We start from the raw sequence: 21722 nt of genomic DNA, 5'->3' as shown, positions 1-21722 counted from the left end.
AAAGCGGGCGCACAACGAGCCCTTATGCATTGCGAACACTGGAACTGGCAGGGCAGCCAAACCATCAGTATGCAGTCAGCCCGCCAATCCTTTCCGCGCGCCATGCATGTGCGCGTGCGCTGCCGCCCTTCTCCGGCGGTTTTCCTCTTAACCAGAAGACGAAACGAAAGGATTGCGCGATGCGAACAACGACGATTGGAATAACCCTTCTTTCCGGCGCCCTGGCCCTGTCCGGCTGCGCCGGCCCTACCAGTCAGGAGCAGACAGCCATGGTCATCGGTGGCGTGCTCGGCGGCACGCTCGGCTCCCAGGTCGGCGGCGGGCGTGGCCGGACTGCGGCAACCGTGCTCGGTACGATTGTCGGCGCCTCGGTCGGCGGCGCCGTAGGACGCTCCATGGACGAAACCGACCGCCTGAAGGTCGCCCATTCGCTGGAAACAGTGCGGACCGGCGTGCCGTCAACATGGCGCAATCCGGACACGGGCAACCAGTACACCGTCACGCCGACAAGGACGGTCGAAACCTCAGGCGGGCCATGCCGTGAGTACACGGTCGACGGCATGATCGGGGGAAGAAAGGAAAAGATCTACGGCACCGCATGCCGCCAGCCGGACGGCAGCTGGCGCACAACGAACTAGCACGTGCTGGGAGTATGGGAATGCGAGGCTGCCGCAGGCATTGCCGGGCTCGCATTCCATTAACACATTCATTTCACGGCCTGATGCGGCGCTTGCCGTTGCCCGCCGCGCCGCACGCGCACTGAAAAGCCGAGAGCGGCGCACTGCCTCAGGCTGCGCGCATCTTCCGGCTCACTTCATGCACGGTGTCGACCAATACCGTTACCGATTCCGGCGGCGTGAATTGCGAAATGCCGTGCCCGAGATTGAACACATGGCCGCTGCCGTCGGCGTGTGCAGATGGCTTGCCGAACGATTCCAGCAGCTTCGTCGCTTCCGCACGGATCTGCTCCGGTCCGGCAAACAGCACGTTCGGATCGAGGTTGCCCTGCAATGCGACCTTGTGCCCGACACGCTTGCGCGCGTCGCCCAGGTTCACCGTCCAGTCCAGTCCCACTGCATCGGCGCCGATGTCGGCAATCTGCTCCAGCCACAGGCCGCCGCCCTTGGTAAACACGATCGCCGGGATCTTCACGCCGTTGTGCTCGCGCTTTAACTGGCTGACCACGTCGCGCATGTACGCCAGCGAGAACTGCTGGTAGATGCCGTCGGCCAGCACCCCGCCCCAGGTGTCGAAGATCATCACCGCCTGCGCGCCGGCGTCGATCTGCGCATTCAGGTATTGCGCGACCGCCTGTGCATTGGTCTTGAGGATGTGGTGCATCAAATCCGGCCGTGCATAGAGCATCGTCTTCACATGGCGGAAATCCTTGGAGCTGCCGCCTTCGACCATGTAGCAGGCGAGCGTCCACGGACTGCCGGAAAAGCCGATCAGCGGCACACGGCCGTTGAGCTCGGTGCGGATCTGCGTCACCGCATCGAACACATACTGCAGCGAACCAGACGGCGGCAACTGCAAGGCGTTGACGGCCTTTTCATCGCGCAGCGGATGGGCAAATTTCGGCCCCTCGCCTTCCACAAACGACAGGCCCAGTCCCATGGCATCCGGCACGGTGAGGATGTCGGAGAACAGGATCGCCGCGTCCAGCGCATAGCGGTCCAGCGGCTGCAGCGTGACTTCGGTGGCGAAATCGGGGCTCTTGGCCAGTCCCATGAAGGAGCCGGCGCGCTTGCGGGTGGCGCAGTATTCCGGCAAATAGCGGCCGGCCTGGCGCATCAGCCACAGCGGCGTGTATTCAGTCGGCTGGCGCAGCAAGGCGCGCAGGAAGGTGTCGTTCTTCAGGGGAGCAAATTGTGTGGACATGAAAGGGTCTTCTTGGGGTCTTCTTGGGATCTTTTTGATTAGGGCATGTGGTGTGCCGGACATTCCGGCCTGCAGCGCATGCTGCATGACCGGTGGCGCGGCGTAGGCAGTGCAGCGTTAACTGCCCCGCCGGCAACGAAAGCAATAGAAGCAACTGCAGCCATGGAAGCAATCAACGGATATTTCTCGCGTCCTGCGACAGTCAGCGCGATGTCTGGCGCGTCTCACCGTTGTCCTGCACCAAGCCGAGCGCTTCGTATTCTTCGAGCTTGCGATACAGGCTCGACAGGCCGATTCCCAGCTTTTGTGCTGCGGCACGGCGGTCGCCGCCGGCGTCCTGGATCGCCTTGCAGATCACGGCACTTTCGAAGCGGCGCACCTGCTCGCGCAGGCTGTCGCCGGATTCCGCCGGCGCAGCGCCATTCTTGCCGGCAGGCGCAATGCGCGCGATCTGCGGCGGGAGGTCGGCACGCGTAATGCGTCCTTCGTCCGCCAGGATCAATGCGCGGTCCACCACGTTTTCCATCTCCCGCACATTGCCCGGCCAGTCATAGGCAACCAGGATCTCCTCGACATCGGGGTCGATGGAAAGACCGCCGACATTGCCGAGACGCTTCGCGCCTTTCTGCAGCAGGAAGCGCACGAGGCCAGGAATGTCCTGGCGGCGCTCACGCACCGGCGGCGCGTGGACATGGAACACTGAAAGCCGGAAATACAGGTCTTCGCGGAACTTCCCGTCGGCGACCATCTGCGCCAGGTCGCGGTTCGTCGCGGCGACGATGCGCACATCGGCGCGCTTGGCCTGCTCGCCGCCCACCGGGCGCACGGTCTTTTCCTCGATCACGTGCAGCAGCTTGACCTGCAGCGCCAGCGGCAGTTCGCCGATCTCGTCGAGGAAGATGGTGCCCTTGTCCGCCTCCAGGAACAGGCCCTTGCGCGCCTTGTCGGCACCGGTAAAAGAACCCTTGATGTGGCCGAACAGCTCGCTCTCCATCAGGTTCTCGGGAATCGCGCCGCAGTTCACCGGAATGAACGGGCCATCGGCGCGCGTGCTGCTCTGGTGGATCTGGCGTGCGATCACGCCCTTGCCGGTGCCGCTCTCGCCGGTCACCAGCACGGTGCTTTCGGTCGGCGCCACCTTGGCGATCATGCGGTCGAGATCCTTCATCACCGGCGACGAGAAGGTAAACATTTCCTCGCGCGAACCGAGCACGAGGTTGCGCAGCACCCGGTTTTCGGAACTGAGCTTGCGCATGTCGCGCACCTTCATCAGGCGATGCAGCACTTCTTCATTGCGCACCGGCTTGATCATGTAGTCCGACGCGCCGGCCTTGATCGCCTCGATCGCCGTGTCGACCGATGCAAACGCGGTCATCATGATGAAGCTCGTGTCGATGCCCGCGGCGCGCGCGCGGCGCACCAGTTCGATACCGGTGAAATCCGGCATTTTGATATCGCTGATTGCAACGTCGATGTCGCCCTTTGACAGGCGCTCCAGCGCCTCCGTCCCGTTGCAAGCCTGGCTGACGCTGCATCCCGACCTGGACAGGTGGGCCGACAGGATCTGCCGGATGGCAGGTTCGTCGTCGACCACAAGGACTTCAAGCGATTTCATCTGTATGTCGTTAGGTTGTTTCATTGATTGGAAAATAAACTCGTACACGCGTTCCCGCGCCGGGTGCGGAATCGATGTCGATGCTGCCCCCTTGGTTATCCATGATGGAATAGCACAAGGATAAACCGAGCCCGGTTCCTTTGCCTGCCGGCTTGGTGGTAAAGAACGCATCAAAGGCGCGTTCGCGCACCGCCGGCTCCATCCCGGGGCCGTTATCCTCGACAACCATGCAGACGCGGCCGCCATCGTTCCGGGTTGAAATGATAATCTCCGGCTGCCTGTCCTTCACTGTTTCCAGCGCATCCATGGCATTGATCAGCAGGTTCATGACGACCTGCGTGTACTGGTCAGCCACGCCGTAGATTGCCGGCAACGTGGGATCGAGTTCCAGCCTGAGATCGACGCTGTGCGCCCGCTTGTCGTAGCGAATCAGGCTTGCCGTGCTGCGCAGTTGCGCATTCAAATCAAGAAACTGCGGTTCGGCCATCTGCGGCGATGCGAAATCGGAAATCTCGCGAATGATCGCTGCCAGGCGCTCCGTCTGTTCCTGGATCAGGTCTTCCCGGCACGGCTGGTCCTGCGCCCCGGCTTCGCCTTCGGTGCCGGCCTCCATGCCCGCCTCCCGGCGATCCTTCATTTCCTGCGCAATCCCCGAAATCGCCGCAATCGGATTGCCGATTTCATGCGCGACGCCGGCTGCGAGCGCGCCGATGGCCGCCATTTTTTCCTGGTGAAAATACTTCTGGCGTTCGACGATCAGTTCCTTCTCCCGCTTGTCGAGGATCTGCGTCATGTTATTGACCGTCCGCATCACGTCGCCGACCTCGTCATGGCGCCTGATCCTGAGCGGCGCGCCGCGATAGCCGTTGACGATGGCCAGCGCGCGTGCCTGCAGCAGATTCAAGTCCTTCACCAGCCTCTTGAAAAAGATCATCATGATCATGCCGAGCAGCGCAAGGCCGATCACGCCGAGCATCAGGGTGGTTCGCGCCACCGAGTTCGCCTTTTCCTCATAACGCTGGGACATCTGCGTGCGCGCCTCCTGCGACTGATCCGCAAGGCTGGTGAATTCATTCTTTGTCTTGACCAGCGCGGTGATCAGCCGGTTCATGGTCTCCCGCGACGGCGTCAGGCTGGCGTCATGCAGTGCTGCCTCGACATCATCCAGGTTGAGGTCGAATTCCGGCATCTTCGCGTGCAGTTCCGCATGCTTGGCCTTCAGGATCTGATAGTGCATCTGGATGCGCTGCATGCCGGCGGGGTTGACGGCGTCGACGTTGGCGAAGACCCCCATCATCGCGTGGAATGCCGCAGTGTCGGCCTGCTTGAGCAGGCTGTCGATTTCCAGCGATTCCTGGATCTGCTCGAAATCCCGCAGCAGCAGGTTCTTCTGATACGCCACGAACAGTGCAATCATGACGCCATAGACGAACAGCGCCGCCAGTACCAGCCAGCCCTTGGTCCGGACCGAGAAGACATAGCTGCCATTCGGCCTGGCTGCATCTTCGCCGGCCACCTTTGCTGCGGCCACATGCGCTTGCCCGGACGAAGGCCCGGGGTCGACCGCAACGGGCGGCGGCAACGCCGGGCCTTCAAGGTTTTCCATTTTCATCACAATATTCGATTGGATCGTCGCGTGCTGGTCGCGTTCAGCGAATCTCGCACGGAACATGTCGCTCTGCCATGACAGCCTCCACTGAGTGCAAACCCCACGCCTTGCATTCCACTTCCCGTGAGCCGGCCCCCGGATAGCCGGAAGAGCGACATCAGGTGCGCCAGACGAAACCTGAAGCACTTTCATCCTGGCAGCTTCAATCCCGGCGGGAGCGCAACACCTCCTTGTAACTCCGCTACGCGCGCCATTTGGCGGGCTGCGACGCGGTGCGCAACCCGTACGAGCCGTCTTCCCGGCACAAGGTCAGCGTCATTTCAGCACCGGTTTTGACTCTCTCGCCACGGTCTCCGGACAGGTTCGCAGACGGGTGTAGCGCTTTGCTAAAGCAAAATTAGTTCCATGCAAGAAAAACAGCTTCGCGGCGGGCTCGGGCAAGACATCTCGGACAAAAGTTGATTTGAAACAAATCCACCGTCGGCTTTTCCCGCGAATGGGAGCCGCCAAACTTTCCGATTCCCGGTTTTGGGAATACGCGTCATGCAATAAGCCGTGCGCCATGCCCGGTCCACGTCCGTTGAACAAACCGCCATGATTTGCCTGCGCATCCGCATGAGCAAGCCCGCGCTCCGGAGGGCACTCCTTTTCCGCCGCCTGTCTGATTGGCATATTAATTGCACTACAGCAAACCCAAGCCATGCCATGCGCGTTTCCGCGCATTGCTTGAGCGGTGTACCAAACCTTCGCTGCGAAGACTGCGCGATCCCTGCCTCGTCACGACCGCTCCAGGGAAGACCGGCGAAGCAATGTCCAGGGGCACCCGTGCCGTCGGCGGCATCAGCCGTGCATCAACTGTCTTTCCGCCCGACCCGGGTCCGAAGCTGCAGGCTCAACCAGTGCAATACGCCAGCAGGAAGTTCTGAACCAAAAAGGAAGCACCCGATGCACAAGAAGCTCATGTCCAACCTGCTGCTGATCATGTTCCTGGTCGGCGCGGCATCGGGCTTTTTTGTCAGCAGCATCGGCCTGTGGGGCCTGTACCAGAGCGCCCGCAACCTTGACCAGATTTACCAGCGTGGCAGCGAACTGGTCGGCCGTGCTCTTGATGTCGAAACACAGGCATTGCATTCGCAGGCGCTTTTTCTCGACGCATTGCGCAGGCAGCAATTGTCCCAGGCCGACAAGGACGCCCTGATCAGCGCAGACGATCAGTTGCAGCGATTGATTGCCTCGCTCCAGGGTGACGCCATGCAGCGCGCGAACTGGGAGGAGATCACCCGCCTCAGTACGCGCCTTGCGGAGAGCCACCAGCAGGCGTTGAACCTGCTGGAAACCCGCCCGGAAGATGTGTACCGATTCCATACCGGCAGCACCCTTCCCTTGTTCAACGACCTGATGGTCGCATTGCACCAGTCCGTTCCGCACCTCGCGCAGGAAGCCAGGAATGCCTATCTCCAGGCGGCAGACGCCAACCGCGGCACGCGCAACGCGCTGCTGACAATGACCCTGCTGGCATCCGTATTCTTCTGCCTGACCGCCTGGCTGACCTACCGCGAGTCCGCCGAGCGCCGCCGCAAGGAGGCCCAGCTCGACGAGGGGCACACGTTGTTCCGCACGCTGTTCGAAAGCAGCAATGACGGCGTGATCATGCTCAACCGCGGCAGCATCACTGACGCCAACCGCGCCGCGCTCAGGATGTTTGGCGTGCCGTCCCTGCAAACGCTCATGAGCCTTGCGCCCGGCCGGCTGCAGCCGGAGTGCCAGCCGGACGGACAGCCCTCTGCGACGACGTTTGCCGAGCACATCAATGCCAGCCTGCAGCGCGGCCACCAGCGATTTGAATGGCAGTTCCGCACGCTGGACGGCAAGGAGTTTCCCGCTGAAGTCGCGATGGACGTCGCCCACCTGGACAAGCACAGCGTGGTCCAGATCACCATCTGCGATATCACCCGCAGGAAGAAGGCGGAAACCTCCATGCGCCTGGCCAACCAGGCTTTCGAGAACTCCTTGGAAGGCATGGCGATCACCGACGCCAGCGCCAACATCCTGTCCGTCAACCACGCCTTCACCGCCATCACGGGATACCGGGTGGAGGAAGTCGTCGGCCGCAATCCGCGCCTGCTCAGCTCCGGGCGGCAAACGCGGGACTTCTATGAAGCGATGTGGCAATCGATCACCACCACGGGCAAGTGGCAGGGCGAGATCTGGAACATGCGCAAGAACGGCGAGATCTACCCGCAGTGGCTCAATATCAGCAGCGTCAAGGACGAGCATGGTGTCGTGACCAATTACGTCGGCGTGTTCAACGACATTTCCGAGCGCAAGTCGGCCGAGGAGCGCATCCTGCACCAGGTGTACTACGATCAGCTGACCGACCTTCCCAACCGGGCGCTGTTTACGGACCGCCTGCAGCAAGTGCTTGGAGCGGCCAGGCGCAACCCCGGCCGGCATTTCGCGGTGATGTTCCTTGACCTCGACCGCTTCAAGCTGATCAACGACAGCATGGGCCATGACGCCGGCGACAAGCTCTTGCAGCAGGTCTCGCACCGCCTGCGTGGCAGCGTTCGCGAGTCCGATACGGTAGCCCGCATGAGTGGCGACGAGTTCACGATCGTCCTGTCCGAAATCGCCAATCCGCAGCATGCCGCCGGCGTCGCACAAAAGATCCTCGAAGTCTTCCGCCCGCCCTTCCACCTGAACGGTGAAGAGGTATTTGTTTCGGCCAGCATCGGCATCAGCGTCTATCCGGAAGACGGCACCACGATCGAGGCCCTGCTCAAGAATGCGGACATGGCCATGTATCGCGCCAAGGGTGCCGGCGGCGCCTGGTATCAGCTCTACGATGAAGGGCTCGGCAGCCAGGCCACGCAGCGGCTTGCGACGGAGACCGCGCTGCACAAGGCGCTCGAACGCAATGAAATGGTGCTGCACTACCAGCCGCAGTTCGACTGCGGCAGCGGCAGGCTGCTCGGCTTCGAGGCACTGCTGCGCTGGCATCATCCGGAGCGCGGCCTGCTTGGCCCGGAAGCCTTCCTGCCGATTGCGGAAGAAACCGGCCTCATCGTGCCGATCGGCGAATGGGTGCTGCGCACCGCCTGCGCGCAGGCACAGGCATGGCGGCGCGATTTCCCCGGCCACCGCCTGATGGCGGTCAACCTGTCCGCCCGCCAGTTCAACTCGGCCGACCTCGCGCGACAGATTGCGGATGCATTGCGCCAAAGCGGCCTGCCCCATTTCTGCCTCGAGCTGGAAATCACGGAGAGTGTCGTGATGCAGAACCTCGACAGCAGCATCGCCATCATGCACCACCTCGCGGAGCTGGGCATTCAGTTCTCGATCGACAGCTTCGGCACCGGCCACTCCTCATTCGCCTTCCTGCGCAAGCTGCCCGTCCATGCACTGAAGATCAACCGGGCCTTCGTGCGGCACATCGATACCGACCAGGATGACGCTGCCATCGTCGGCGCGATCATCGCCATGGCAAACAAGCTGGGCCTGCGCGTCGTCGCCGAGGGCGTGGAAGAAAATGCACAGCTCGACTACTTCAAGAAGCACAAGAACATCGCCTGCCAGGGTTACCTGCTGGGACGACCGATCGCAGCGGATGCGGCAACGAAGCTGATCGCAGAAGGCAAACCGCAACTCGCCATTGCATGAAACACGAGCAAACAGAAAGGAAAGGGATCGCAGATGCAGATGACTCCGCAAGCAGACGAGGCCTCCATCACGGCATCCGCTGAAAGACGCGACTACCTGACGTTCCGGGTCGGGGAGCGCGAGTACGGAATTGCGCTGGAAAACGTCCGGGAGCTGACCACCTATTGCGCCGTGACGCCGGTTGCCGGCGCGCCGCGCACCGTCGCCGGCATGGTGACCCTGCGCAGCCACCGGCTGCCAGTATTGAACCTGCGCGAAGTGCTTGCCCTCGAGGATAACGATGAAAGCAAGCTCAATGACGTGGTCGTGGTGCAGAACGGCGACCGCATGAGCGGCATTGCCGTCGACTGCGTCCTCGACGTGCAGTCGCTCGGGCAGGAACAGGTCCGCACCCGGCTGCGTGCCTGCGACGCAGAGACAGGCTTGCTTGACGGCATAGCCACACTGGACCGGCGCGTGGTTTCCCTGCTCAATACGCGCAAGCTGATCAGGGACGACCTGACCGCCTCTGCCGGCCGCTTTGCCGCCTGACGCGGCGGCCGCCGATCGGCACCGGCACACTTTCATTCAGACACGAGGAATCGTCATGCATCGATCCCGATTGCGGCTCGCCATCGATTCCATCCTGCTGGCGGCCCAGGCAACTACGACACAACTTCTCCGCCGGAGCAGCAACGCATGAACGGAATGGTCACTGCCCTGATGAGCGGCACGCAGGACGAAGCCCGGCTCGTCCGCCGGCTGCGCCTGGTTACCGGCCTGTCATTCGTCGTCTCGCTGATCATCGCCGGCGCTTTCATGGCGCTGTACGGCAATGTCCACGCCTTGCGCCAGCAAAAGGATGCGGAGCTGGTCGCCGCCCACCAGGTGTCCGCGCTGGAGGGCAACCTCGGCCGCTGGCTGTCCGCCACCTATGCGCTTGCCTCGCTGGTCCGCCATGGCGGCGGCGATATTCGGGACTTCGACACCCTGGGCGCAGAGATGCTGCAAACCTACGACGGCATCCGCAGCCTGCAGCTGGCCAAGGATGGGGTCGTCACGCACGTCGCACCATTCGTCGGCAATTCCAGGGCGCTCGGCCATAACCTGCTGCAGGACACGGCGCGTGCAAAGGAATCGTTACGTGCCATCGAGACCGGAAAGCTGACCCTTGCCGGCCCGTTTGAACTGATGCAACGCGGCTACGCGGTCGTCGGGCGGCTGCCGGTCTTCCTGCCCGATGCCGGGCACGAGAACCGGTTCTGGGGCTTCACGACGGTGGTGATCAGCGTTCCCGACTTGCTGAAAAAGAGCGGCCTTGACCGCCTTGCCGACGCTGGCTATGCCTATGAGCTGGCGCATGTTCCGCCGGAGACCGGAAAACGGACCGTCTTTGCACGTTCCGGGCAGGAACCGCTCGACGCCCCGGTGACAAGGACGATCGAAGTGCCGAATGGAAAATGGTACCTGAGCATCGGCGCCATCGACGGCTGGTTCAACCCTGCCCTTACCTGGTGGGCCTTTGCCGGCATCCTGGCTTTCGCCTCGTTCGTTTCGACGCTGACCTACTCCGCCTTCAAGCGCCCCATCCTGCTGCGGCGCGAGGTGGCGCAGCGCACCCAGGAGCTGGCCGAGGCCAACCGCAACCTCAACGAGGAGATCGTCGAACGCAAGCGCATGCAGCAGGCGCTCGACCGCATGAACCATCTGCACAGCCTGCTCGGGCACGCCAACGCCGCGATCATGCGAATTGCGGAGCCGAAGAAACTGCTCGATGAAATCTGCCGCATTGCGGTCGAACTTGGCAACTTCCCTTTCGTGCGGATCGCACTGTTTGCGCCGGACACAGGTGCCTGGGAATGGGCTGCGAAATGCGGACAGGATGCCTCCATGCCGGATTGCCAGGGCAACATGCAAACATGTTTCTCGCACCTGCGGGAGATGCGTGCCGGGTCGATCCTGACGCTCTGCCCGTGTACTGCTGGCAGTGACGAGCAGCGGCCTGCGGTTTGCCCGCATGCCAGGGCCGCGGGATTTGCCTCGCACGTCTTCCTGCAATTGCGGGTGGAAGGAAAAGTGGCCGGCCTGCTCAGCCTCTATGAGAGAGAGGCCGACTTTTTCGATGCCGAACAGTTGCGGCTGCTGGAGGAACTGGCCGATGACGTGTCCTTCGCGCTTGAGAACATTGCCCGCGAGCAGGCGAGAAAGCACACCGAGAGCCAGTTGCGCAAGCTGTCGCGCGCCGTCGAGCAGAGTGCAAATTCGGTGCTCATTACGGACCGTGATGGCCGCATCGAGTATGTGAATCCGTGGTTTACGAAGATTACCGGCTACACATCGGAGGAAGCCCTCGGCAAGACGCCGCGCATCCTAAAATCCGGCAATACAGCCCCGGAAACCTACCGGGACATGTGGAGCACGCTGTTGTCCGGCAAGGAATGGTCCGGCGAACTGCACAACAGGAAAAAGACCGGTGAAAACTACTGGTGCCAGAAAGTCATCTCGCCATTGAAAGACGAAGCGGGCAACATCACCCATTTCGTGTCGGTTGCCGAGGACATCACCGAGCGCAAGCAGGCAGAGCAGACCATCCTGCATCTCGCATTCCACGACCCGCTGACGGACCTGCCCAACCGGCGCCTGTTCAACGACCGCCTGCACCAGGCGGCGGCGATGCGCCATCGGCGCGACAATTCCTTCGCGCTGATACTGCTCGACCTCGACCGCTTCAAGACTGTCAACGATACCCTCGGCCACGATATCGGCGAGGCCTTGCTCAAGGCCGTGGCAACTCGCCTGCAGTCCTGCACGCGCGAGGGCGATACCCTGGCACGCATCGGCGGCGACGAATTCGCGATGATTGCACTGGACATCGCCCAGCCGGAAGACCTCGCACGCATGGCGGAGAAGCTGATTGGCATTCTGAAGGAGCCGTTCCTGCTCTATGGGCATGAGATCTACATCACCGCCAGCATGGGGCTGACGCTCTATCCGGACGATGCCGCCGATGCCGAAGCGCTGATCAAGAATGCCGACATCGCGCTGTACCGTGCCAAGGATCTGGGACGGGACAATTTCCAGTTCTTTACGCGCGACATGAACGCCGCCATGTTGTACAGGCTGCGCCTGGACACTGCCATGCGATGGGCCATCGAGCGCGGCGAGTTCTCGCTCGTCTACCAGCCGCAGGTCAACGTCGCATCGGGCCGCATCTGCGGCACCGAGGCCCTGATCCGCTGGCGGCATCCGGAACTGGGCATCGTGTCGCCGGCGCAGTTCATCCCGCTGGCGGAAGAGACCGGCATGATCGTGCAGATCGGCGAGTGGATCCTGCGCACCGCCTGCAGGCAGGCAAAAGCGTGGGAAGAGGCCGGAACGCCGATGCGGGTCGCCGTCAATCTCTCCGCCCGGCAGTTCCATCATGGCGATCTGGATATCACCATCACCGAGATCATGAAAGAAGTCGGCCTCGCGCCGGAGCTGTTGGAAGTCGAAATAACCGAAGGAATCCTGATGGAGGATACGTCGCATACCGCGGCGACCCTGGAAAAACTGCATGCCATGGGCGTGCAGGTCTCGATCGACGACTTCGGCACGGGCTACTCGTCCCTGTCCTACCTGAAGCGCCTGCCCATCCAGGTGCTGAAGATCGACCAGTCGTTCGTGCGCGACATCCATACCGATGCCGACGATCGCGCGATTGTGACCGCCGTGATCGCACTGGCACACAGCCTGAAGCTCAAGGTCGTGGCCGAAGGCGTCGAAACCCGTGAACAGCTCGCGTTCCTGCGCGAGCACCGTTGCGACATCATGCAGGGCTACCTGTTCAGCCGGCCTGTTTCCGGCGACGAAGTCCTGGCGCTGTTGACGAAGGACAGCCGGCTTGAAGCGTGACGGAATTACAATGGAAAACCTATGCAAGACGCCCCAATCAGACTGGACGAACAGGAAGACCGCTGCGATCCGCAGTGGATACAGATGAACCACCTGTTTTCGTATTGCGCGAAATCACTGTCTTCTCCGTCTGCACCGCCATCCGGCAGTACGGACAAGCCTTCCGGCGACCGGCGCTGCCGGCGCGGCAGCTGCGTGTTCAGTTTCCGCAGGCACTGATCCGGGAGAAACCCGCATGGGGAGCCCCACAGACGACAGGCAACCGGACGCCGCACCACTGGCTCCAACCCCATCTCCCTCTCCGCCGCACGCCGGGCACACTGAGCATCATTTCCAGGCGGCAGGTGCTTCCGGCGTTTCCGGTGCTTCCGGCGCTTTCAGCGCCTCCCATCATTCGCATCCCCCGTCTTTTCCCTACTGGAGCCGCACTGCCGGCGAACTCTTCGACACCCTGGCCAGCCGCCTTGAAGGGCTGACCACGCAAGAGGCCGAGGTACGCCTGCGCAGGCTGGGGCCGAACGCGGTCGATGAACATGCCAACGGCAAGGTGCTGTCCCTGCTGTGGCGGCAGACGTCCAGTCCGCTGGTCCTGATCCTGGTCTTCGGCGCCATCGTGTCGATCGGCCTGGGCGACTGGACCGATGCCGGCATCATCCTCGCCATTGTCACCGGCAGCATCCTGCTGGGCTTCTCGCAGGAATATCGCGCCTCCAATGCCGTCGCGAAGCTGCGTCAGCAACTTGCGATCACGGCCCGCGTGCTGCGCAACGGCAGGCTGCGCACGTTGCCCGTTGCCTCCATCGTGCCGGGCGACATTGTCCGGCTCTCCGCCGGCAACCTCGTGCCAGCCGACGGGGTGATACTTGAGGCGACCGACTTCCTCGTGAGCGAAGCCAGCCTGACGGGCGAACCCTTCCCCGTCGAGAAACGGCCCGGTGTCGTCGCAGCAGACTCCCCACCGGGCGCTCGCAGCAACTGCGTGTTTGCCGGCACATCGGTACGCAGCGGCACAGCGAGCGTCCTCATCGCCGAAACCGGGCGACGGACGGCTTTCGGCGCCATCGCTGCGAGCCTGAAGGAAAACCCGCCGGAAACCGACTTCAACCGCGGCGTGCGGCACTTCGGCTACCTGCTGGTGCGCATCATGCTCTTCACCATCATTTTCGTGCTGGGCATGAACCAGTTCCTCGACCGGCCGCTGATGGAGTCGCTACTGTTTGCCGTGGCGCTTGCCGTCGGCCTGTCGCCAGAGCTGCTTCCCGCCATCGTCAGCGTGACGCTGTCGCACGGCGCGCGAGCGATGGCCGCATGCGGCGTGATCGTCCGGCATCCCGAGGCGATCGAAAACCTTGGCAGCATGGACGTGCTGTGCACCGACAAAACCGGCACGCTGACCGAAGGTGTGATTTCACTTAACGACGCCGTGGATCCAGCCGGCGTCACCTCTGCCGGCGTGCGCCGGCTGGCCTTCCTCAATGCCGCGCTGGAAACGGGCATCGACAACCCGCTCGACGCGGCACTCGTCGATATGGGCACACGCGAGGGAATGACCGCGGACGGCGTGCGCAAGATCGACGAAATCCCATACGACTTCATCCGCAAGCGACTGACCATCGTCGTCGAACTGCAAGATGCATCCGAACATCACATCATCACCAAGGGTGCTTTCGCATCAGTAATAGGCATCTGCAGCCATGTGCGCAGCGATGAGCAGGAGCAGCCGCTGGACGACGGCTGGCGCGCGCGGCTGGATGCGTATTACCAGCAGCAGGGACGCCAGGGCATGCGCGTGCTGGCGGTGGCAAGCCGCCGTAGCGAGCCGCGGGCCGACTATGGGCACGACGACGAATCGGCGATGTGCTTCGAGGGCTTCCTGCTGTTCTTTGACCCGGTGCGGCGCGGCGTGCGCGAAAACGTGGCGGAACTGGCGGCACTCGGGATCAAGGTCAAGATCATCACCGGCGACAACCGCCATGTCGCCGCGCATGTTGCTGCCGAGCTCGGCCTGGCGCATGAAAACGTGCTGACCGGCGCGGAGATTGCGGGACTCAATGACGAGTCCCTGTGGTATCGCGCCACCGAGACGGATCTGTTTGCCGAAGTCGACCCGCAGCAGAAGGAAAGGATCGTGCGCGCGCTGCAGCACGGCCGCCATGTCGTGGGTTATATCGGCGACGGCATCAACGATGCGCCGCCGCTGCACGCCGCGGATGTCGGCATCTCGGTCAGCAATGCGGTCGACGTGGCGCGCGATACCGCCGACATCGTGCTGCTGCGCCCGGGCCTGGACGTGCTGCGCGAGGGCGTCGTGCAAGGCCGTATGACCTTCGCCAATACCCTGAAATACATCTGCGTCACCACCAGCGCCAACTTCGGCAACATGATGAGCATGGCGCTGGCGACCTCCTTCCTGCCCTTCCTGCCCTTGAGCGCCAAGCAGATCCTGCTCAACAACTTCCTGTCGGACATTCCCTCGATTGCGATCTCCACCGACAAGGTCGATGCCGAGCGGCTGCGCCAATCGCAGGAATGGGACATGCGGGAAGTACGGCGCTTCATGATTGTCTTCGGCCTCATCAGCTCCGCCTTCGATATCCTCACCTTCCTCGTGCTGCGCATGGTGTTCGATGCCAGCGAAACCGTATTCCAGACCAGCTGGTTCCTCGTTTCGCTGCTGACCGAACTGGCCGTCGTGCTCGTGCTGCGCACGACGCGCCCGGCATGGCGCAGCATGCCGGGGCTCCTGCTGCTGACCGCCACCGTTCTCGTTGGGGTCGCCGCACTTGCGATTCCCTATATCCCGGGCGTGGCGGGCGCGTTCGGCCTCACCCCACTCCCGCCGCCGATCATGGCAAGCGCCATTGCCATCGTCATCGCCTACATCCTCACGACCGAAGCCGTGAAGTCGCGTTTTTACAGCCGTACGCGCCGCCGGGTATAGTGGGTCACAAACTTGCCTGTGCTTGCCTGCACTTGCCTTTTCCTCAATACTTTCGCGTTTATGTTTCCGCCAACCTCGCCATGTTTTCGATCCGCGAAGCCCAATTCCCCGCCGACGGCCCGGAGCTGAAAGCCGTTATCCGCGAATATGTCGCCTGGCTGGATATGGATCTCTCCTATCGCGGCTTTGCGCAGGAGATGGCGGAGTTTGATGCAAGGTTTACGCTTCCCTCCGGGATGTTCTTCATCGCCCGGGCCGGCACAGACATCGCCGGTTGCGCGGGCCTGCTCCGCAATTCCGGCGCCGTCGCCGAAGTGAAGCGACTCTATGTCCGCCCGCCTTACCGAGGCCACGCCCTCGGCGAACGGCTGATTGGCTGCGTGATCGCAAAGGCGCGTTCGCTGGGATTCTCAAGGCTCATACTGGATGCCGTGCCGCAGACGGTGGTCGCCCAGGCGCTGTATCGGGCGCTCGGCTTTGTGGAAACGGATCCCTATTACGCCGATCCTGTGCCAGGCACGAAGTTCTTTGCCCTGCCCCTGATGAGCACACCTGGTTACGAAGCCGGGCAAGCTGTCGGGTAGAAGGGACCGTCTGTCGGGCGAGCTTGTACAGGCTCCCTGAACACGGATAGACTTGACGCCCGGAAATATTGCATTAAAGCAATTTCGGCGCATACCGGCTTCTTCCTGCACAGGCGGTCAACGGTCATCGCGCCCTCATGTCTGTGACAAGGACCGCTTGATGGGACTGGCAAACAGGGTACGACGCATGGTTCGCGGGCTTCGCGCGGGGCAGGCACGGTGCCGCCCGTCCTCGCCCCGGCGGCGGCTTCTCTCCCTGCAGCTGGCATTCCTGTTGACGGCCCTGCTCTCTCTTGGCCTGCCCGGCATCGCCGCGGCGCAGGCACTCACGCTGCGCCACGATTCCGACAAATATCCGCTCGGCCATCATCTGGACTACCTCGAAGACCGCACCGGCCATCTTCGCCTTGCTGACGTCTTGGACGAGAAAATGGCGCCAGTCTTTATACGCGCCAAGGCCGATCGCCTCAGCTTTTCGTTCACCGAATCCGCCTACTGGTTCCGCATTCACCTGCGGAACGAGGATGGTCTTGCCAATCGCTGGATGCTCGAGGCGCAATATCCGCTGCTCGACGAGGTCGATGTCTATCTCGTCTATCCGGATAATCGTGTCGTAACGTACAACGGCGGCGATACCGTGCCCTTTCGCCTGCGCGAGGTCAGGCACCATAACTTCACCTTTGGCGTCCCCCTTCCTCGCGGCGAGGAAGTGCATGTGTATTTGCGCGTGAAGACACAGAGCGCGATGCTGATTCCGCTGGTGCTGTGGAGCGAGAAGGCCTTCCTCGCGCAGGACCGGGAGGAACAGCTCTGGCTGGGCGTCTACTACGGCATCCTCGCCGCAATGTTCTTCTACAACCTGATGATCTTCCTGTCGATCAGGGATGTGAGCTATCTCTACTACCTGCAGTACATCGGCGGCTGGATCCTGTTCCAGATGTCGCTCAACGGACTCGCGTTCGAATACCTGTGGCCGGACAACCCATGGTGGGGAAATCGGGCAACCCCGTTCTTCATCGCTTTCGTCGGGCTGGGTGTCATTCAGTTCACACGCGCATTCCTGCAGCTGAAGATCCACCTGCCGCGGCTCGACTTCGTCTTCCGCATCTTCCTGCTGCTGGCGATGGCGATGATGGCAGCGTCCTTCGTGCTGTCGTACGGCGTGGTGATCAGGGCGGCGAACACGCTCGCGCTGATCGGTCTTTGCATCATTCTCGTGACCGGCGTCCTGTGCCTGCGGCTGGGCCTGGCACAGGCGCGCTATTTCATGCTTGCCTGGGCGGTGCTGCTGGCGGGCAGCATGGCCTTCATCCTGCGGCTGATCGATGTGCTGCCGAGCAACGCGCTCACCGACTACGGCATGCAGGTCGGCTCGGCGCTGGAAGTTACGCTGCTGTCGTTCGCGCTGGCGCACCGCATGCGCATTCTGAAGGAAGAGAATGCGCGCATCCAGAAGGAAGCAACCGACATGCTCGAGGCCCGCGTGCAGCAGAGGACGCAGGAGCTCGACACCGCGCTGCGCAACCTGTCGGTGGCAAGCGAAAAGCTGAAGGACTTGAGCCGCACCGACGGCCTCACCGGCTGCAAGAACCGTACGTGCTTCAACGAGATGCTGGAAATCGAATGGCAGCGCGCCGTCCATTCGCGCAACAGCATCGGCCTCTTGATGCTGGATATCGACCACTTCAAGCGCATCAACGACAGCTTCGGGCATCTTGCCGGCGACGCCTGCCTGAAGCAGGTAGCGCAGGAAATCCGCAGCCTGATCCGGCGTCCGCTCGACGAAGCCTTCCGCTATGGCGGCGAGGAGTTTGCCATCCTGCTGCCGAATACCGACCTGACCGGGGCGATCCACATCGCAGAAACCATCCTTTCGCAAATTTCGTCGCTGATGATCGTGCATGAAGGCACGCCGATACCGGTGACGGTCAGTATCGGCGTGGCCTGCACGGTCGCCGAGGCGAACACCAGCAACGAAGTCCTGATTTCAACGGCCGACAAGGCCTTGTATGACGCGAAGCGGCTTGGCAGGAACCAGGTGCAATACCTCGTGCAGGAAGCAACGCAGCAGTCCGCCTGACAGGCAGTTAAGGGAACGGTCTGACGATCTGCACGTGTACTAATGGCGCGCGCCTGCCAGTTTCGACCGGCGCCATCTTTCTTTTCAGACATCCGTACGACGCCCTTTTCTCTTTGGGCAAGTGCCTTGTCTCATGCAAATCAAACACCATTTGTCACGAAACTAAGTCGCACCATCCAACCGGATGGTAAATAGATGGGAACCGGATGGCCTTGAGTGTGTCTGAGCTTTAAGGAGGCACATCATGGCGCACGAACTGGCAACGCAAGACCGCCGGCTGAAACCCGCGGAAACCGAAAAAATCACCATTAACCTGGGTCCGGTCGACCTCGGACAAATCGACCTGCTGGTGCAGGAAGGTTTTTATTCCAACCGCACCGACCTGATCCGCACCGCGATCCGGAACCAGCTCCAAATGCATGGAGATGTCATCCGGCAAACGGTGGCACGCAAGAGCCTCATCCTTGGTTTGCAGCATTACACCCGCGCCGACTTGGAGGCGGTGCGCGATGCGGGACAGATGCTGCAGATTCAGGTGCTGGGGCTGGCCAGCATCGGCACGGACGTTGCACCCGAACTGGCCCTGGCCACGATCGACTCGATCACCGTGCTGGGCGCCTTGCATGCGCCTCCCGCCGTCAAGGCCGCCTTGGCCGGACGGATTCATTAATGACGACGAAGGATATCCATGAAGATCAATGAAGGCTTCCTCGCGCAAATGCGCGAAGCCACCCGATTGCTGCAATCCGAAGGCCCGATGGCCGCCACCGCAGCCATTCAGCGCGCGCTCCACGGCGCAACCACCGCCTCGGATGCCACACCCGAGGCAACACCCCAGGCCGACTGGACGGCGTTCCTGCCCAAGATGCCGGAGATGCACGACATCAATTCGCCCTCCTCCCACGAAGAGGTGCTTGCACGCTTTGCCGAAGCCGGCCGCAAGTGGACTGGGTCCTCCGCACGGCAGCCTGTTGAGGATGTCGAGGTCACCGACATTCCGATTACCACCGAGGATCATGGCGAAAAGGGCCAGTTCATTTCCGGCACCTGCACCAACCGGAACGGGACACGCACGTACAAGCTGTATATACCGAGCGGATACAAGGAAGAACCGCTACCGCTGGTCGTCATGCTGCATGGCTGCACCCAGAACCCGGATGATTTCGCCGCAGGCACTGGCATGAACAAGCTTGCCGAGGAAAACAACTGCTTCGTTGTCTACCCCGCACAAGCCAAGGGTGCAAACGGATCGCATTGCTGGAACTGGTTCCAGCCCACCCACCAGCGGCGGGACCAAGGAGAGCCGTCGATCATTGCCGATATCACGCGCGAGATCATCCGCACACACAAGGTCGACACCAGCCGCATCTACGTCGCCGGCCTGTCTGCCGGTGGCGCCATGGCGGCCGTCATGACGGCGACCTATCCCGATTTGTACACCGCTGCAGGCGTCCATTCCGGCCTGCCCTACGGCGTCGCACAAGATATGCCGTCTGCGTTTGCAGCCATGAAGCACCGCAAGCCAAAAGGCGGCCTGCCGCACCTTCAGCCCCACGTGCCGAAGCCATTTGATACTCCCGTGCCGACTATCGTATTTCACGGCGACCGTGACACGACGGTTCATCCCGTGAACGGCGATCAGGTGGTGTCGCAATGCGTGCCTGCTTCCAGTGAAAGGAATGCGCGCATTGATGTCGAGAAAGGCACCGCAGCAAACGGGCGTACCTATACGAAGACGGTTATCCGCAATGCACAGGGCGGCGTTGTTGGCGAGAAATGGGTGGTGCATGGCGCGGGACACGCATGGTCCGGCGGCAGCACGCGCGGTTCGTATACCGATCCGAAAGGACCGGACGCATCGGCGGAAATGATGCGCTTCTTCCTCGCGCAGCGCCGCGCGAGCTGACAAAGAGCCGGCCCGGAAATGAAGAAAGCCCGTCATTGACGGGCTTTCATTTTCCACAGTGGCTGATATCGAGACCCAGGCTATCTGCTAGGTGCCCCGAAACCGGTGCACGCACCAACCCATGCTATCTGCATGGTGCCGGCGCCGGCTACCGCGTATCAATCCTGACCACCCAGTGCTTGCGCACTTGAAGGCGTGGAGAAAAACGGAGCGATCTCAGATGACTTGAATATTGATCGCCTTGGCACCCTTGGGGCTGGTGCCGCGCTCAAACGACACCCGCTGGTTCTCGGCCAGAGTCTTGAAGCCATTGGCCTGGATGTCACCGAAGTGCGCGAAGAGGTCTTCGCCACCTTCATCGGGTTTGATAAAGCCGAAGCCCTTGGAATCGTTGAACCATTTGACTGTACCGGTTTGCGTACCCATTGAAATTACCTTTCGAAGTGAAAACAAGGCTTGCGCCAAAAAACACTTGGAACCAAGGTACGACTAAGGGGGAATCAGACAGGAATGGCTCTGGAAGGAGCAAGACGGGAACGAGACCAACAAAGAAACAGCAACTTGATGCAAGTGCGAAGCGCCACTATACCCCCTGCGCGTCGAATCACCTAACACTTTCGGAATATATTTTTGACGCTGTCCGACACGAAGCGACCGGCCGGCCTCGATCCGGATGCATACCTTGCCTCCACACAATAACAACGTTGCCCACGCTAATGCCGTTGGCGGAACCCGCTGCGGTTAGGGTTTGGCACCGGCCAGTTTTCGCACGCTGGAAAAAGATCCTCAAGCGAAACCGGCTGTCCCGATTCTTCAATACCGCGGTAATAAATGGCGCCGCCAATCTGGATCAGTTCCGCCAGTTCGTCATCCCGCACGTGGTCGGAGATGGACTCCAGGCATGTGGCTAGCTTGGCCGCAAGCGTGAAGGCATCCACCTCGAACTGGCATTCCTTCCGCATGATCAGTGCCATGATCTCGAACTTGGTCATGATCCCCTTTCAAAAGAGAATCAGTAATGCATCAGACGTGCCAGCACGAAAAGCACAATGAACACCGCAGTGTTCGGGTGAAGAGAGGCAACGAAGAGTGATGGATGCGGATTGGCGTGGCAAGTTGCGTGCAGGACTGTTCACCAGCCGGAAGCTCGATTCCGTCGTATGCCGGGCGGAACCATCGAGACCGGTGCACCGACACCTCTTTGGCGTGGCCAGTTTTTCCGGGCGAAGGAGCTTAATCCTGCTTTCGGTTCGCTGCAGATTTCTTCATGATCGCTGCAACATCCGAACGGGCATCGAACTGTTCCAACCCTTCCTTGTAAAGCACGCCACCGATTCGCACCAAGGTTTCAAACGTTTCCTTGGACAAACGACCGCGAGAGTCTGCAAGTAATTGCGCAAGCTTCAGGATGACAGAATTCGATCGCGGAGAGGCATGCGGCATGCTGTCCGATTGCTGCCTGAACATAGCCAGAATTTCGTCCTGCGTCATGCGCCCTCCCCGGATATCAATGAATCTGCCCAGTGTACTCGTCCTGCAGCAGGGCAGCCATTCATCCTGCAACACCTTGATA

General features: G+C 61.6%; 17 protein-coding genes. 10 read left to right on the top strand and 7 right to left on the bottom strand.

Annotated elements, in window-relative coordinates:
• Window positions 1-179: 179 nt before the first annotated feature.
• Entirely contained in the window at window positions 180-638 is a 459-nt protein-coding gene (locus ACYVIA_RS01925) for an RT0821/Lpp0805 family surface protein (RefSeq protein WP_460837354.1), read from the top strand.
• A gap of 148 nt (window positions 639-786) precedes the next feature.
• On the opposite strand, the gene hemE is transcribed toward ACYVIA_RS01925, so the two are convergent.
• The 4 genes from hemE to ACYVIA_RS01905 all read right to left on the bottom strand — a co-directional run bounded on the left by hemE (window position 787) and on the right by ACYVIA_RS01905 (window position 5777).
• Complete coding sequence (hemE, locus tag ACYVIA_RS01920; RefSeq protein WP_460837353.1) at window positions 787-1881, bottom strand: uroporphyrinogen decarboxylase; 1095 nt, start codon at window positions 1879-1881, stop codon at window positions 787-789.
• 202 nt (window positions 1882-2083) lie between these two features.
• Entirely contained in the window at window positions 2084-3496 is a 1413-nt protein-coding gene (locus tag ACYVIA_RS01915) for a sigma-54-dependent transcriptional regulator (RefSeq protein ID WP_460837351.1), read from the bottom strand.
• Between the two features lie 10 nt (window positions 3497-3506).
• Window positions 3507-5168: an ATP-binding protein gene (locus tag ACYVIA_RS01910; RefSeq protein WP_460837349.1), complete on the bottom strand. Its 1662-nt coding sequence runs from the start codon at window positions 5166-5168 to the stop codon at window positions 3507-3509.
• A gap of 252 nt (window positions 5169-5420) precedes the next feature.
• Complete coding sequence (locus ACYVIA_RS01905; protein WP_460837347.1) at window positions 5421-5777, bottom strand: hypothetical protein; 357 nt, start codon at window positions 5775-5777, stop codon at window positions 5421-5423.
• A gap of 273 nt (window positions 5778-6050) precedes the next feature.
• Between ACYVIA_RS01905 and ACYVIA_RS01900 the strand changes: the two genes are divergently transcribed.
• The 9 genes from ACYVIA_RS01900 (at window position 6051) to ACYVIA_RS01860 (ending at window position 20149) form a co-directional block, all read left to right on the top strand.
• The gene (locus ACYVIA_RS01900; protein ID WP_460837344.1) at window positions 6051-8765 is read left to right on the top strand and encodes an EAL domain-containing protein; all 2715 of its coding nucleotides are present in this window, start codon (window positions 6051-6053) and stop codon (window positions 8763-8765) included.
• Window positions 8766-8804: 39 nt separating this feature from the next.
• A complete protein-coding gene (locus tag ACYVIA_RS01895; RefSeq protein ID WP_460837341.1) occupies window positions 8805-9296 on the top strand; it encodes a chemotaxis protein CheW in 492 nt (163 codons plus the stop codon).
• A gap of 147 nt (window positions 9297-9443) precedes the next feature.
• Window positions 9444-12638: an EAL domain-containing protein gene (locus tag ACYVIA_RS01890; RefSeq protein WP_460837339.1), complete on the top strand. Its 3195-nt coding sequence runs from the start codon at window positions 9444-9446 to the stop codon at window positions 12636-12638.
• A gap of 21 nt (window positions 12639-12659) precedes the next feature.
• A complete protein-coding gene (locus ACYVIA_RS01885) occupies window positions 12660-12857 on the top strand; it encodes a hypothetical protein (protein ID WP_460837337.1) in 198 nt (65 codons plus the stop codon).
• Window positions 12858-12873: 16 nt separating this feature from the next.
• Window positions 12874-15579: a magnesium-translocating P-type ATPase gene (gene mgtA / locus ACYVIA_RS01880; protein ID WP_460837336.1), complete on the top strand. Its 2706-nt coding sequence runs from the start codon at window positions 12874-12876 to the stop codon at window positions 15577-15579.
• Between the two features lie 80 nt (window positions 15580-15659).
• On the top strand, window positions 15660-16163 hold the full coding sequence (locus ACYVIA_RS01875; RefSeq protein ID WP_460837334.1) for a GNAT family N-acetyltransferase: 504 nt from the start codon (window positions 15660-15662) through the stop codon (window positions 16161-16163).
• Window positions 16164-16323: 160 nt separating this feature from the next.
• A complete protein-coding gene (locus ACYVIA_RS01870) occupies window positions 16324-18243 on the top strand; it encodes a diguanylate cyclase (protein WP_460837331.1) in 1920 nt (639 codons plus the stop codon).
• 244 nt (window positions 18244-18487) lie between these two features.
• Entirely contained in the window at window positions 18488-18913 is a 426-nt protein-coding gene (locus ACYVIA_RS01865) for a CopG family transcriptional regulator (protein ID WP_460837329.1), read from the top strand.
• Between the two features lie 18 nt (window positions 18914-18931).
• Complete coding sequence (locus ACYVIA_RS01860; protein ID WP_460837327.1) at window positions 18932-20149, top strand: extracellular catalytic domain type 1 short-chain-length polyhydroxyalkanoate depolymerase; 1218 nt, start codon at window positions 18932-18934, stop codon at window positions 20147-20149.
• Window positions 20150-20365: 216 nt separating this feature from the next.
• Here the strand turns inward: ACYVIA_RS01860 and ACYVIA_RS01855 are convergent, their stop codons facing one another.
• The 3 genes from ACYVIA_RS01855 to ACYVIA_RS01845 form a co-directional block, all read right to left on the bottom strand.
• Entirely contained in the window at window positions 20366-20575 is a 210-nt protein-coding gene (locus ACYVIA_RS01855) for a cold-shock protein (protein WP_460837325.1), read from the bottom strand.
• Between the two features lie 287 nt (window positions 20576-20862).
• Window positions 20863-21141, bottom strand: coding sequence for a hypothetical protein (locus ACYVIA_RS01850; RefSeq protein ID WP_460837323.1), 279 nt, complete (start codon window positions 21139-21141; stop codon window positions 20863-20865).
• 241 nt (window positions 21142-21382) lie between these two features.
• Window positions 21383-21640: a hypothetical protein gene (locus ACYVIA_RS01845; protein ID WP_460837321.1), complete on the bottom strand. Its 258-nt coding sequence runs from the start codon at window positions 21638-21640 to the stop codon at window positions 21383-21385.
• Window positions 21641-21722: the final 82 nt, after the last annotated feature.

It is taken from the genome of Noviherbaspirillum agri (assembly GCF_054780595.1).
This window is presented reverse-complemented; position numbering and strand designations above follow the sequence as displayed.

What these genes read in the sequence shown, in the direction of transcription:
- ACYVIA_RS01925 (WP_460837354.1), top strand. Translation starts at nt 180, where the DNA reads ATGCGAACAACGACGATTGGAATAACCCTTCTTTCCGGCGCCCTGGCC.
- hemE (WP_460837353.1), bottom strand. Translation starts at nt 1,881, where the DNA reads ATGTCCACACAATTTGCTCCCCTGAAGAACGACACCTTCCTGCGCGCC.
- ACYVIA_RS01915 (WP_460837351.1), bottom strand. Translation starts at nt 3,496, where the DNA reads ATGAAATCGCTTGAAGTCCTTGTGGTCGACGACGAACCTGCCATCCGG.
- ACYVIA_RS01910 (WP_460837349.1), bottom strand. Translation starts at nt 5,168, where the DNA reads ATGTTCCGTGCGAGATTCGCTGAACGCGACCAGCACGCGACGATCCAA.
- ACYVIA_RS01905 (WP_460837347.1), bottom strand. Translation starts at nt 5,777, where the DNA reads ATGCCAATCAGACAGGCGGCGGAAAAGGAGTGCCCTCCGGAGCGCGGG.
- ACYVIA_RS01900 (WP_460837344.1), top strand. Translation starts at nt 6,051, where the DNA reads ATGCACAAGAAGCTCATGTCCAACCTGCTGCTGATCATGTTCCTGGTC.
- ACYVIA_RS01895 (WP_460837341.1), top strand. Translation starts at nt 8,805, where the DNA reads ATGACTCCGCAAGCAGACGAGGCCTCCATCACGGCATCCGCTGAAAGA.
- ACYVIA_RS01890 (WP_460837339.1), top strand. Translation starts at nt 9,444, where the DNA reads ATGAACGGAATGGTCACTGCCCTGATGAGCGGCACGCAGGACGAAGCC.
- ACYVIA_RS01885 (WP_460837337.1), top strand. Translation starts at nt 12,660, where the DNA reads ATGCAAGACGCCCCAATCAGACTGGACGAACAGGAAGACCGCTGCGAT.
- mgtA (WP_460837336.1), top strand. Translation starts at nt 12,874, where the DNA reads ATGGGGAGCCCCACAGACGACAGGCAACCGGACGCCGCACCACTGGCT.
- ACYVIA_RS01875 (WP_460837334.1), top strand. Translation starts at nt 15,660, where the DNA reads ATGTTTTCGATCCGCGAAGCCCAATTCCCCGCCGACGGCCCGGAGCTG.
- ACYVIA_RS01870 (WP_460837331.1), top strand. Translation starts at nt 16,324, where the DNA reads ATGGGACTGGCAAACAGGGTACGACGCATGGTTCGCGGGCTTCGCGCG.
- ACYVIA_RS01865 (WP_460837329.1), top strand. Translation starts at nt 18,488, where the DNA reads ATGGCGCACGAACTGGCAACGCAAGACCGCCGGCTGAAACCCGCGGAA.
- ACYVIA_RS01860 (WP_460837327.1), top strand. Translation starts at nt 18,932, where the DNA reads ATGAAGATCAATGAAGGCTTCCTCGCGCAAATGCGCGAAGCCACCCGA.
- ACYVIA_RS01855 (WP_460837325.1), bottom strand. Translation starts at nt 20,575, where the DNA reads ATGGGTACGCAAACCGGTACAGTCAAATGGTTCAACGATTCCAAGGGC.
- ACYVIA_RS01850 (WP_460837323.1), bottom strand. Translation starts at nt 21,141, where the DNA reads ATGACCAAGTTCGAGATCATGGCACTGATCATGCGGAAGGAATGCCAG.
- ACYVIA_RS01845 (WP_460837321.1), bottom strand. Translation starts at nt 21,640, where the DNA reads ATGACGCAGGACGAAATTCTGGCTATGTTCAGGCAGCAATCGGACAGC.